Source organism: Paenibacillus sp. CH40 (assembly GCF_024213605.1).
Lineage (GTDB): Bacteria > Bacillota > Bacilli > Paenibacillales > Paenibacillaceae > Paenibacillus > Paenibacillus polymyxa_B.
Map to the genome: position 1 here is coordinate 560,896 of NZ_JANAVQ010000003.1, position 13,275 is coordinate 574,170.

General features: G+C 46.3%; 12 protein-coding genes. 6 read left to right on the forward strand and 6 right to left on the reverse strand.

Going from position 1 to position 13,275, the window contains the following annotated elements:
* Positions 1–91 precede the first annotated feature (91 nt).
* A complete protein-coding gene (locus NLX73_RS12535) occupies positions 92–1,600 on the forward strand; it encodes an aminotransferase class V-fold PLP-dependent enzyme (protein ID WP_254326314.1) in 1,509 nt (502 codons plus the stop codon).
* Positions 1,601–1,680: 80 nt separating this feature from the next.
* Entirely contained in the window at positions 1,681–2,190 is a 510-nt protein-coding gene (locus NLX73_RS12540) for a DUF1036 domain-containing protein (protein WP_254326390.1), read from the forward strand.
* Between the two features lie 102 nt (positions 2,191–2,292).
* Here NLX73_RS12540 and NLX73_RS12545 read toward each other — a convergent pair whose 3' ends face one another.
* Positions 2,293–3,345: an LLM class flavin-dependent oxidoreductase gene (locus NLX73_RS12545; protein WP_235306759.1), complete on the reverse strand. Its 1,053-nt coding sequence runs from the start codon at positions 3,343–3,345 to the stop codon at positions 2,293–2,295.
* Positions 3,346–3,595: 250 nt separating this feature from the next.
* Between NLX73_RS12545 and NLX73_RS12550 the strand changes: the two genes are divergently transcribed.
* Positions 3,596–4,351 carry an AIM24 family protein gene (locus NLX73_RS12550; protein WP_068939217.1) on the forward strand — a complete coding sequence of 252 codons (756 nt, stop codon included), beginning with the start codon at positions 3,596–3,598 and terminating at the stop codon, positions 4,349–4,351.
* Positions 4,352–4,393: 42 nt separating this feature from the next.
* On the opposite strand, the gene NLX73_RS12555 is transcribed toward NLX73_RS12550, so the two are convergent.
* Both NLX73_RS12555 and NLX73_RS12560 read right to left on the reverse strand, forming a co-directional pair.
* The gene (locus tag NLX73_RS12555; protein WP_013312677.1) at positions 4,394–4,732 is read right to left on the reverse strand and encodes a zinc ribbon domain-containing protein YjdM; all 339 of its coding nucleotides are present in this window, start codon (positions 4,730–4,732) and stop codon (positions 4,394–4,396) included.
* Positions 4,733–5,025: 293 nt separating this feature from the next.
* Positions 5,026–5,892 carry an SDR family oxidoreductase gene (locus tag NLX73_RS12560; RefSeq protein WP_254326315.1) on the reverse strand — a complete coding sequence of 289 codons (867 nt, stop codon included), beginning with the start codon at positions 5,890–5,892 and terminating at the stop codon, positions 5,026–5,028.
* Positions 5,893–6,030: 138 nt separating this feature from the next.
* On the opposite strand from NLX73_RS12560, the gene NLX73_RS12565 reads away from it, so the two are divergent.
* The gene (locus NLX73_RS12565) at positions 6,031–6,921 is read left to right on the forward strand and encodes a diacylglycerol/lipid kinase family protein (RefSeq protein ID WP_254326316.1); all 891 of its coding nucleotides are present in this window, start codon (positions 6,031–6,033) and stop codon (positions 6,919–6,921) included.
* Positions 6,922–6,939: 18 nt separating this feature from the next.
* Here the strand turns inward: NLX73_RS12565 and NLX73_RS12570 are convergent, their stop codons facing one another.
* Positions 6,940–7,482 (reverse strand): hypothetical protein, encoded by a 543-nt coding sequence (locus NLX73_RS12570; RefSeq protein WP_254326317.1) that lies wholly within the window; start codon positions 7,480–7,482, stop codon positions 6,940–6,942.
* Positions 7,483–7,577: 95 nt separating this feature from the next.
* On the opposite strand from NLX73_RS12570, the gene NLX73_RS12575 reads away from it, so the two are divergent.
* Together NLX73_RS12575 and NLX73_RS12580 are read left to right on the forward strand one after the other, a co-directional pair.
* The gene (locus tag NLX73_RS12575; RefSeq protein ID WP_023991047.1) at positions 7,578–8,492 is read left to right on the forward strand and encodes a phosphatidate cytidylyltransferase; all 915 of its coding nucleotides are present in this window, start codon (positions 7,578–7,580) and stop codon (positions 8,490–8,492) included.
* A gap of 160 nt (positions 8,493–8,652) precedes the next feature.
* Entirely contained in the window at positions 8,653–8,994 is a 342-nt protein-coding gene (locus tag NLX73_RS12580; protein ID WP_254326318.1) for a DUF3243 domain-containing protein, read from the forward strand.
* 83 nt (positions 8,995–9,077) lie between these two features.
* Here NLX73_RS12580 and NLX73_RS12585 read toward each other — a convergent pair whose 3' ends face one another.
* Together NLX73_RS12585 and NLX73_RS12590 are read right to left on the reverse strand one after the other, a co-directional pair.
* Complete coding sequence (locus NLX73_RS12585; RefSeq protein WP_254326319.1) at positions 9,078–11,057, reverse strand: PTS fructose transporter subunit IIABC; 1,980 nt, start codon at positions 11,055–11,057, stop codon at positions 9,078–9,080.
* Between the two features lie 164 nt (positions 11,058–11,221).
* The gene (locus NLX73_RS12590; protein WP_254326320.1) at positions 11,222–13,174 is read right to left on the reverse strand and encodes a BglG family transcription antiterminator; all 1,953 of its coding nucleotides are present in this window, start codon (positions 13,172–13,174) and stop codon (positions 11,222–11,224) included.
* Positions 13,175–13,275: the final 101 nt, after the last annotated feature.

Consider the following 13,275-nt stretch of genomic DNA (forward strand, 5'->3'; position numbering starts at 1 on the left):
GTGACTAAATGATGACACTCGCCTATTTTTTTTAACCCATTCGGGCCTACCTACGTACCCTAAGAAGACAGAACGACTTGGGAGGCGCCGTATGCTCATGGCTCGAATTGGAAGCAGTAATTGTAGGTATCAGCCTTCTAACGAGGCTTATTTCCAAAGGTATCGTGAAAGTACAATCGGATATCACCAGACCTTTGAATCTCCATACGGGCAAAAAAAGCTGATTTATGCGGATTGGGCAGCCAGCGGCCGTCTGTATGGACCCATCGAGTCGAAAATAGCTAATGAATTAGGCCCTTTCGTGGCGAACACGCATACGGAGTCTAATTTGACAGGAACTCTGATGACCCAAGCCTATGAAGAAGCGAAACAAATCATTAAAAACCACGTTCATGCCAATGAACATGATATCATCCTGTTCGCCGGGTCCGGTATGACAGGTGCAGTGAATAAGCTTCAGCGACTGTTAGGATTGAAAATACATGAAAATTTAAAGCCTCTCTACCCCATCGCCGAAAAAGAACGTCCCGTTATTTTCGTTACCCACATGGAGCATCATTCCAATCATATTTCCTGGGCAGAAACCATTGGAGACGTTGTGTGTCTTCCTCCGGGTCCCGGCGGAATGGTCGATCCAACTCATCTCGAACGACTGCTGCTTCAATTCCAGCATCGCCCTATCAAAATCGGCGCCTTTACCGCTTGCTCCAATGTTACAGGGTTCGAAGTGCCGATTTACCAGCTAGCCCGCAAAATGCACGAACATGGTGGCGTTTGTTTCATTGATTTTTCGGCAAGCGCACCTTACGCCGAGATCAACATGCACCCCACAGATCCGCTTGAGAAACTGGACGGGATTGTATTTTCACCCCACAAATTTCTTGGGGGTCCCGGTACAAGCGGCGTTTTAATTATGGATTCGAGGCTGTGCCTCCATTGTGCTCCAGATCAGCCTGGAGGGGGCACAGTTAGCTGGACCAATCCTTGGGGTGGATACGAGTATAAAGATAATGCTGAAGCCCGTGAGGATGGAGGGACGCCTGCCTTTCTACAGGCCGTTCGAACCGCGCTCTGCATTCGGCTGAAGGAACAAATGGGACAGAAGCGCTTGTTGGAGCGCAAAAAGGAACTGACATCATTATTACTAAAGAGCTTGAGTACCATACCAGGGCTACACATTTTAGGAGGAAGCAGCCAAGAACGAATGGGAATCGTTTCTTTCGTTGTCGGCCATATTCACTATAACCTGATTGTAAAACTATTGAATGATCGGTTTGGCATTCAGGTCCGGGGCGGTTGCTCTTGTGCAGGCCCCTACGGACATTATTTGCTGGGCATCGACCCACAAACATCTAAACAAATGACAGACCTGATCCATGCGGGAGACTTATCTCGAAAACCCGGCTGGGTGCGTCTGTCGCTCCATCCCATGATGACGAATCAGGAAGTCTCCTATATCGCCTCTTCCATACGAGCAATCGTGGAAAACATCACGACCTGGCAAAAAGATTATATCTATCAACCAGATACGAATGAATGGCGATCTATGAATGAACATCACAAAATAGACATCAGCAAATGGTTTAATTTTAGTGATTAAGAGACTCCTGTCCATTCCCTTCTTTCAAAACTCTCATAGGATACACTGTAAATTACTATATGAGGAAAGAAGTGACGACAATGGGTCTCAATTTTCGCAACAGTACTAGTGCGGCTATCTTTGTGGTCTTCGCCTACCCGGACTTCAGCTGTACTCCTGTTAACTACTCTAAAACAGGCTGGTACCGCGTTAACCCCGGACAGACTGTTCAGTTGTGGAGCGGCTTCGCAGGAGGTAATACGTTCTTTTATTACGCTGAAGATGATTTTGGACGCGAATGGCGGGGTTCATATTTCACTCAAGTTCCTGAGAATGCCTTCAATTGGTGCTGGGATACAGGCTGTACCACTTGTAGAAGCGTGGGACTGCGGAGAATCGCAGTTAGCCCGTTCGTCTTCGACTATACTATCAACTTTGTAACGAGCAGCAGTCAAAGAAAACCTGCATCTTCCACACTCCGCATGACATTGCCTTCCAAAGCAACCCAAGAGAAACCTATTTTGCGCAGAGTTCCTGCAACACCTAAGAGACTAAAACAAGGGAAGCCTCAATTACAGAAACGCATCACGCATAAAAAACGGACAAAATAAAAAACGATCTATCAGCTCACATATAGTTTTTTAGAACCCAAAAAAGGAGCGACCTCACCCCCATGGCCTGCTCCTTTCTCTTTTATCTATGAGGTAACCCACTTATTTACTCTCGGATTCCCACTTGGATATCTCTTCACGCACCCGTGGTGCTACCTCTGTTCCCAATAGCTCAATAGCTCTCATGACATCATCATGCGGCATCGTCCCGACGGGTACGTGGAGCAGAAAACGTGTAATGCCTACCTGTTTACGCAGATGGATGATTTTCTTGGCAACCGTGTCGGAATCTCCTACATACAACGCTCCTTCAAAGCTGCGTGCGGCATCGAAGCTAGAGCGAGTGTAAGGACCCCAACCCCGTTCACGCCCAAGCACATTCATGCTCTGCTGAGTAGAAGGGAAGAACTTATCCGCTGCCAGCTCAGTCGTCTCTGCGATAAAACCATGTGAGTGTGATGCAACTGGAAGCAGCGAGTCATCATGACCGGCATGCCTAGCGGCTTTTTTGTACAGTTCCACCAACGGGGCAAACTGTACAGGACTACCCCCAATAATCGCCAGAACCAGCGGCAATCCGAGCAAGCCTGCACGAACCACAGATTCCTGATTGCCCCCACTCCCAATCCATACGGGCAACGGATTTTGAACTGGACGCGGATACACACCCAAATTGTTGATTGCCGGCCGATGTCCACCTTTCCAGGTAACTTTCTCGGATTCTCGGATTTTCAATAACAGCTCCAGCTTTTCATCGAATAACTCATCGTAGTTATCCAAATCATACCCAAATAACGGGAACGATTCGATAAAAGAACCCCGGCCTGCCATAATCTCAGCTCGTCCATTCGAAATGCCGTCCAGTGTAGCAAAATCCTGAAACACACGCACGGGATCATCCGATGAAAGCACCGTAACTGCACTGGTTAACCGAATTCGTTGGGTCTGCGCAGCAGCAGCAGCGAGGATAACAGCCGGAGCAGATGCTGCATAATCTTTACGATGATGCTCCCCCACGCCGTACACATCCAGCCCTACCTGATCTGCAAGCACAATCTCCTCGACAACTTCACGTATTCGTTGTGCATGACTGATGACCTCACCCGTTTGGGGATCCGGTGTTGTTTCTACAAACGTGCTTATCCCTATCTCCACTTGTTCTACCCCCTATTTTCATGCCCTATTCTCATACGGCTGCTTTCGAAGCCAATCATTTTAAAAACCGATATCTTTATATTGAACCTTTTTTGCATCTTTTTCAAGCTCTCTTTTTCTGAGTCTGAAAACCAGCCAAGGGAAGTGTCTAGATTCGCCGCAGGAAAAGAAGTCTCTTTGTCGAATATTGTATGGAATAAAGAAGATTCCCATCCCACAACATGAATACAACAAGGAGGCACATACATTTATGGCTTTTGTCATTAACAATTTAAAGGATAACAGCAATGTTGCCATCACTGACCAATTAGGCGGATTTACGGTACTGGAATACATAACAGATTTGAGTTCCACCTCGGTGGAGGCTGCGAAAAACAATTACTATATGAGCAAAAGTAATATGCGCCGCAAACAACTCATGATCGAAATCAACAATAGCGAGATTATGATGAAGGCGGGAGCCATGCAGTATACTGTAGGTAGCATGGAAATGACTACCGGTGTAAAAGGCGTTGGAGGCTTAATGCGAAACTTGGTGTCCGGTGCTGTAACCGGGACAGGTGCCATTAAACCACACTATAAAGGCACGGGTACCATCATGCTGGAACCTACCTACCAATATATTTGGCTTATTGATGTGGACAATGATGATATTGCCATCGAAGACGGCTTGTTTTTGGCTTGTGACACGACGCTAGACATATCCGTCGTTGCACGTAGTAATCTTTCCTCTGCTGCACTGGGCGGAGAAGGGTTATTTAATTTAAGCGCCCGCGGAAAAGGAGTGCTGGCACTTCAAGCGCCGATCCCTTCCGAAGAGGCGGTCGTTATAGAATTGCAAAATGATGTGCTGAAGGTGGATGGTAACTTTGCCCTCATGTGGTCTAATACCTTACAGTTCACCGTCGAAAAATCCGGGAAAACCAAAATGGGCTCGGCTGCTTCCGGCGAAGGGCTGGTAAATGTGTACAGAGGAACAGGAACCGTATGGTTAGCACCATTATAAACATAAAAAAGGAGAAGCCCTAGACTTCTCCTTTCTTGCATTTTAATTCTTTTTTACAAACTCCGATTTTAGCTTCATTGCTCCAAAACCATCAATTTTGCAGTCAATATCGTGATCGCCATCCACCAGACGGATGTTTTTTACTTTGGTCCCGATTTTCAAGACGGATGAGCTTCCCTTCACTTTAAGGTCTTTAATGACCGTTACAGAGTCACCATCCTGCAGGATGTTACCATTCGCATCTTTGACGACCTTTACGTCTTCACTGCTTGCTTCTGACTCGGTAGACCACTCATGAGCGCATTCCGGGCAAATGAATAGACTGCGATCCTCATAAGTGTACTCTGAATTACATTCAGGACAATTTGGTAAATTAGACATGGTATTATGTACTCCATTCATTTTCAAATTCTACTGCTATGCTAAGCTTCCTTGATAGACCAAGCCTGCTCCAAGTCTCCCTTGGAGTTCCCTACAAGTATATTGGATAAACAGTCACGATTCCACTCATGAATAAAATTAATCTGAGTATTGTACCGAAACGTAAGCGCCTTGCCTCTGAAAATGCCCAGAGGGTGAACATGTAACTAAAACGGATGCTGACCTCTCTAGGCAGCATCCGTTTTAGACATAAGCAGTATCATATGTTGAAATTGTACTCTACGGCACGTTTATTATGCTTGGGTTTGCTTGATCAGTTCACTCATTCCTTGGCTAAGCGGCGTAAGGGGGCGTTTCAACAGCTTCTCGAAATCGTTGCTTACGACATCCAGGGCTCCTTCACGAATCGCTTGTTGAATACCGACCACAATAGGGATTGCACCTTCCGGGACTCCCGCACCGAGCATAACCTCGGCATACGTAGCATCATCCACCTGCTGTACAGGAACGTCTTTGCCCAGAACCTCAGCAAGTACTGCTGCAAACTCTTCTTGGGTAATCGGCTTACCGGAGAGCTCGTATATTGTATTCTCATGCCCTTCGCCAGACAAAACAGTTGCAGCTGCTTGCGCATAATCTGCGCGGGTAGCCCAACCTACTTTACCGGACCCTGCCGAGGTTAGCCAAGGAGCCCCCGCGAGTACGGATTGGATCGTGCCTGCCTCATTTTCCAGATACCAATTATTACGCAAGAAGGAGTAAGGAATACCTGACTCGCGAATGAACTCTTCCGTGATACGATGTACGGGTGCAAGGAATAGAGTGCTGTCAGCGGCATTGGCAGCGCTAGTATAGGCGATGAAGCCTACTCCAGCACGTACAGCAGCATCAACAGCCGCTTTATGCTGACGGATTCTAGTATCATTATCACCGTCTGCGGATATAATCAGCAATCGGTCTACTCCAGCAAACGCCTGATCCAGCGTCTCCGGTTTATCAAAGTCGCCATGACGAACGTCGACGCCACGAGACCTTAAGTTCTCTGCTTTTTCTGGATTTCTTACGCTAACAATAAGATCGTTTGCGGAGACAAATGTAAGCAACGTATCTACCACGATGGAACCCAGTTGCCCCGTTGCTCCTGTTAATGCGATTTTCATGTGAAATCCTCCATTCAGATTTTATTTACTTTTATATAGTAACTAAAAATATAACACATGTCTAATCTAGAGTCTAAAGGTCTGCTTTTCGGGTAAGAGTGGGTAACCCAAACTTTCCCCAGAGAAAGGAACCTGTATATGAAGAAAGCTATGATCATTGTAAATCCCTCTTCTGGCAAAGAGGAATCCCTCCAACATGTCAGAAGCGTAGAAGAAATTCTACGTGATCAAGGATACGTTGTTACGGTTAAAGAGACGGCAAAGGAACTGGACGCCACCCGTTTTTGCGTTAATGCGTGTGAGGAAGCTTGTGACCTAGTCGTTTCCATCGGTGGGGATGGCACACTTCACGAAACCATCAACGGCTTCATTGATCAAGACCACCGTCCAAGACTGGGTGTCATCCCCCTTGGGACAGTCAATGATTTTGCCCGTGCCTTACACATTCCGCTAAGTCCTGAGCTGGCGATCCGTACACTGACTTCTACCCGCGTGAAAAACGTAGATATGGGCCTCTTAAACGGCCGAATGTTTGCCAATGTGGTTGCCACAGGTTCGCTTGCTGAATCGCTATCAGCTGTATCATCAGACGATAAATCCATGTTTGGCACGTTTGCCTACTTCAAAGAAGGCATGAAAGAGCTTATCAGCCATCCTGCCCACTCACTTATCGTCCGCTATGATGACAAGACCTGGGAAGGGAAATCTCCACTCTTTTTGGCCACTTTAACCAATTCAGTTGGCGGATTCGAGAAACTGGCTCCCGATGCAGCTGTTGACGATGGTCTACTTCACTGCTTTATTTTCAAAAACCTCAATATATTGAACACCGTGACGGCCAGCATATCCTTATTTTTAGGCAACCTGAAGGATCATAGTGATATCGTTTACTTTACCGCAAAGCATGTAAGTGTCAGCTCCGCAGAACCGGTCAGTACGAATGTAGATGGTGAGGAAGGGCCGTCTTTGCCTATCGAGCTTGGTATTTTACCTCGTCGCATCGAGGTAATTGTGCCGGAAGAGGTTTAAGTAATGCGGTGCTGGTCCTCAAACTTGAGGATCATACTCGCTCAATTTCCCCTCGTAGATCAAATGGAATCGATCACTTTGACGAAAATCATCTGGCGTAACAAGAGCGGGCAGTTTGTTCCATATTTTTATGCCGGATCGCTGTAAAATTTCCGCGACGAATTGGGAACAAAAATAGGAATTGCTGAACTCGACTGGTTCTTTGAGTGCAATACCGATCAAACCCAGTAAGTTATACATATATTTTTGACGACTTCGGATAAATACATGTAAAACTCGCTTCATTTTTTCAACTTCACGGTCGGTTACTTGAAGCTCGTAGATAACGCATGTTGTATTCGGAAATCTGCTGTATGTACCTGTCTTAATATCCTCTTTCACGAAACCACCATCCAGAGGGTTATTCGGGGTCTTTCTTCCGAAGCTGTATAACTCCGAAAGTTCCCGGTTGAAGGAAATGGAGGCGTGATTGTATGGCGCTCTCGTATAGCTTTTAATGACTCTCGTAAGAAACGTTCCCGTATTCGTAAGCAAGATAAAGACGGATTGATCTGCTACCATTTACGAAATTTCCCCTTATCAAGTTTGAATTATTCCTTCATAATAACATAGGAACCCTAATGGAACCCTATTTCGCGATAAGTTGGTGAGTGGTAATGGATAGTTCGCTATTAACGTTAATCCTTATTTTTACAGCCTTATTGGTCATCCATCTGATTTACATAGTAGTAGTCAAAACACAGCCAGACAAAGACTATGCAGCCATTGGGCTTCGCATCAAGACATGGTGGGGTATGTTCTTTATCTTTTGCTTGGCAACTCTTTTCAATCCGATCGTGTCACTGCTTTCCTTGATGGCACTCACCTTTTTTGCGCTAAAAGAATACTTTTCCATGATTAGATCCAGAAAAGCTGATCGCAGATTGTTTCTATGGGCGTACTTGGCGATTCCCGTACAATTTTATTGGATTTATATCGGGTGGTACGGAATGTTTATTGTCTTTATTCCTATCTATGTATTCTTGCTGCTACCGCTTCCGCGATTGATCAACAAAGGAACGGTTGGTTTTTTGCGCAGTGTCAGCTCGACCCAATGGGGACTCATGCTGATGGTTTTCGGGTTGAGTCATCTGGCCTATTTTCAGTTTGCTACGCCGCAATACGGAGCGAAACTTGTACTTTTTCTAGTGGTACTGACGCAGCTCAATGATGTCGTACACTATCTAGCATCACTCTATTTCGGAAAGCGGAAAATCGTCCCGACATCCAATCCCAATATAACTTGGGAAGGCTTTGCATTCGCTTTTCCCGTAACTATAGCGGCCTCCTATCTCATCTATCCCTACCTGACGCCGTTTGACCTGAAATTTGGAATTATTTTCGGCATGCTGATCAGCTTGAGCGGTTTCTTCGGCAGCTTAACGGTTTCCGTGCTGAAGCGGGATTTATTAATCGGCGATGATGATAAGTTCGATGCTTTGAAAAAAAGCTATTTAAGCCGGGTGGATAGCTTGACCTACACCTCGCCCGTCTTTTTCCACGTAATTCGTTATTTTTTTGACTTTATGTAGGATCAACTGTATTTTTCTTGGAATCTCTCTACTCTGTTTTTCTTCATCACTCTACGATACTCTGCTTGCTTCTCACGTTTTCACTTTAGTTAGTCGGGGTAAGTACACTATATCGGAAAAGTCCTTATCCCTTAAAAACAATCTTGAGGAGGCATTAGAAATGGCAGAGCACAATCATGTTGTAAATAAGGAAGGCGAATTGGCATTGAACAAAGTAGATAACGCATTAAATCGGATAGACGACAGCAAAAAGGATGACATTCTGAACAACTTTGACTCATTCAAAAGTTATTTGAGCGACAAGATTGAAATGGCTCAAAATATTGGTCTGAATGAAGAATTGATCGCAAAAGCAGCTGAGAAGATAGCTGGATATCTGGCAGCCAAAGAAGAACCTCGAAACAGCGAGGAGAAGCTCCTTCAGGAGCTGTGGAAAGCGGGGGACAAAGAGCAGCAGCATGCGCTTGCCCATATGCTAGTACGCATGGCACAATCCTCGTAAGAATACATGCTTTAGAAAAAAGAGGCTCCCGGCTGAAACCTCGGGAGCCTCTCTTCTTTAATTCAAGTTCTTATCGCATTGAATTAATGCACCTGATCCAGCAATTGATATGCTTCTTCCTTCGTTTTAACCGCCAGGAGCGCTTCTCTGAAATGATCGTCCATCAGCTTACGCGATAACATTTGCAATACTTTCAGATGCGCATTTTCCTTGCTGTTGCGCGGTACGGCAATCATGAAGATCAGTTTTGCTTCACTTCCGTCTGCACTATTCCAGTCAACACCACCCTGCTTGATGCCGAAGACCACGCTTGGCTTCAGGACAGCTTCCGATTTGCCATGAGGAATGGCAATATTCATTCCAATGCCTGTGGAGCCTTCTTCCTCTCTGGCTAATATCGCCTGTTTGAAATCACTGGCAGAGCTTATGGCTCCAGTTCTCTCAAGTACTCCGATCATTTCATCAACCACAGCATCTCGTGTCGTTCCTTCCAGATCCAAATTAATCAGATCCATCGTTACAATATCCGTCAGTTTCTCAATGTGAATGGCTTGTGGAGAAACGGCTGGCCCATTATTTGTAACAGTTGTTGAAGCAGATGACTCCGTAGCGGCCGTTGTAGTAATCGCAGATTGTCCAGCTTCCCCAGCAACATCTGGAGTTACAGTTGCTGCAATATCTTTTTTCAGCAAGCTCACTAGGACAACCGATACGGCTGCGCCGACAATAACGGCGATGAAGAACATAAGCACATGGTCCACTGCACCAAGTACAGCTACAATCGGTCCACCGTGAGCTACCTTATCACCTACATTCCCCAACATCGCAATGACTGAACCGACCATGGATCCTACCATGATACTAGGAATAACACGTAGTGGATCTTGCGCCGCGAATGGAATTGCACCTTCGGTAATACCGAACAACCCCATTGTGAATGTTGCCTTCCCAGCCTCGCGTTCCGCAGGTGCAAATTTACGTTTGTTGATCATCGCTGCAAGTCCCATCCCAATCGGCGGAATACAAATCGCAACGGCGATTGGCCCCATAATTTCATAATTCCCTTCGCCGATCATGGCCGAACCGAATAAGAAAGCAACTTTGTTCACAGGGCCGCCCATATCAAAGGAGATCATCGCACCTAGAATCAATGCCAATAGAATTGAACTTGTACCTTGCATACCTGCAAGCCAACCTGTCAAAGCTTCAAACAATTGTGCGACTGGAGCACCAATCACAAAGACAAAGATTAATCCAACAATTAAAGATGCCAATACAGGGATAATAATTATAGGCATGATCGGCTGTAATGCTCGGCCAACCTTGATTTTTCGAATCCCAAGTGCAACATAACCCGCCAGGAAACCGGCGATAATGCCGCCGATAAATCCAGCCCCCGCCTCACTTCCATAAAAGCTGCCGTTCGCAGCAATGAATCCGCCAATCATACCCGGTGCAAGCCCCGGTCTATCTGCGATACTCATCGCGATAAATCCGGCGAGGATCGGTATCATAAAGGTAAACGAAGCCGAACCGATATCCTGAACCGTCTTCCAGAATGAACCGTCCGGTATAACCAGACCGCCTGGTGTCTTCTCACCGCCAATCGTCAACGCAATGGCAATGAGCAATCCCCCAATGACGATGAAGGGTACCATATAGGATACACCGTTCATCAAGTGGCGGTAGATGGGATTTTGTTTCGGTTTGTTCTCCTGTGAGCTACCTTCGGCAGAACGTAACTCTGCTTGGTACACAGGTACATTACCCTTCATCACCCGCTGGATCAATTCCTCTGGACGGCGAATGCCATCCTGTACGCCAACGACCAGCAGTCTCTTACCGACGAAGCGGTCTTTAACCACCGTTTTATCCGCTGCAATAATAATGCCATCTGCCTCACGGATCTCCTGCTCAGTCAGTCGATTTTCGACTCCAATGGAGCCTTGTGTCTCGACCTTCATCTCGACGCCCAGCTTTGCTGCTGCCTTTTGCAGATTCTCAGCTGCCATATACGTATGTGCAATTCCGTTAGGACATGAGGTAATCGCCAATATCTTCATAGTCATTCCCCTTCTCTCTGTTGTTTCCGCTTACATTGATAGTATAAACGCCTATCTTGCTGTTATCGGACGAACTTTTTACCGGAACTTTCGGAAAAAAGGAATTATACCGGCAAAAAACAGGACTTATCTATAAGTCCTGTTCCAGAGCACAGCTTTTTAGTTTATCCCTTCATTCTCCCTAATAATCTCATCGCATCGGTCTCCTTAGATAAGGCATGAACCAAAGCAGGCTGCTCACTGATCAGGGACAATTCCTTAAATAACTGGCGCATTTCTTCCCGCCCATCCTGTTTGACCGCAAGCAAGAACACAAGCTCTACTTTCTCGGTTCCCCAGGTAAGCGGCTGCTTCAAGGTAGCGATTACAATGGAGGACTGCCTTATCCACTCAGAACCGCCATGCGGGATGGCTATGCCTCCCCCAATCGTCGTGGCGGACATTTTTTCTCGCGCCAGTACGCTGTCCACATAACCAGGCTCCACATATCCTTTGTCCTCCAGTATTTGCGCCAGCTTGGAGATCAATTGTTCCGGATGCTGCACTTCCTGCTGGGGAAAGACCAAAAAAGGTGTTGTATATTTAAAAAATACCGATTCTTCTGCTGCCCTATGTTCCGGCTCATCCAGTCGTCGGATCACTTGCTCCAGTCGACGTTCGTCCTTGGCATCCAGCAAAGGAGAGACGAGAATGTGCGGAATGTTCATCTCTGGGAGATCTACAGTGGTAATGACGAGATCCACCTCCTGGGCTGCCAGATAGTCCTGGACTTCTGCTTTGGAAAGGGTTGTCTCCACATGTACAGCCGGAAATTTACGTTCCACCTTGGTGCGTAGCAGTTGGGACATACCGATGCCCATGTGACACACGATGATGGCTCTCTGGGGATGACTCTCTTTCTGGTGCAATCGCTCCACAGAAGCCTGAAAATGCAGCGTTAAATACGCCGCTTCCTCCTCGGGGAAGGATAGCCGGGTCCATTTCCCCACCTCTTCCAGTGTAATAATAACTCGGTCGAACATGTAGGGGTACATCTTCTTGATCTCGGCCAGCATAGGATTGGACACAGTCAACCCATATTGAAGACGGTTCAGGGTCGTATATAAATGGACATTCAACCCTTTCAGTAACATCTTGTCCTTGGAAAAGGCAATCATATTCAGCTCGGACATCCGCCGAACTAACTGCTCAATCAACTCAGGCAAAAGCGGGTGGCTATCTGCCAGCTCACCTTGTTTTCCTGTTCTCCCCTCCTGCTGGTAACGGAACTTCCCGCTAAGCAGGTGCAGAGTTAAATACGCCGTCTCTTCCTTGGAAAAAGGCACAGCAAACAACTTTTGCAACTGCTGCAAAAAAAACGTAGCCCATGTAAATTCGCGTCTCTCCTGCAAAAAGGCAATGTCCTGCTTGGAGAGCGAAATGGGTTGTCCCATCTTGGTTCGTTTGACCATTAAGAGGATATGCAGCATTAGAGCTTCGAAAGCTTCGTCAGTAAAGCTGAGCTCATGGCGTTTTTGAAATGCTTTTAATTCATGATTTATGGTTGTAATCTCGTGCGATTCAAACTGTTTGCGCATCATCTGTCCTGTTAACTCAGGACTGTCAATCAGCTGGTTCATCCGCGCCAAAGCGATGCGCTTATTTTTCTCAGAGCCTTGAATGGTCAATCCAACGCGCTGCTTGGTAATCAAGGCCAGATCAAAGCTGTGCAGCCAGCCATCGATCTTCTCTATATCTCTACGAATCACCGTCTTGTTCACATAATACTGTGAAGCTAGATCCTGGATAGTCACAGGCTTGGCATTCATCAAGAGCCGATAGGCGACATGCAGCACCCTTTCCTCATCCGACTCATGTTGGGCTGTACTCTCGTCCGCATACAGTCGATGGAACAATTCATTCTGATCCGCTTCACCCATCTCCAGATAAATGCCGCGTCCCGGCCTTCTCACCAGATTGGCATCAGAATGCTTGACGATATAATCTTCAATTACTTTCAGATCGTTGCGGATCGTCTTTTCAGAGCAGTCGGTCAGATCCGCCAGATCCTGCGCTAACCACAACCGGTCCGGTTCAGTTAACAACATGCGTAAAATTTCCATTTGCCTTTTATTCATTCCATTCTCCCATCTTCCAAAATAAAGAATGTCCAGGGCATTTCGAGCTATATTTTTTCTGGTTTTGTGTTGACTTTAAGTATACTCCAAGTAGTACATTT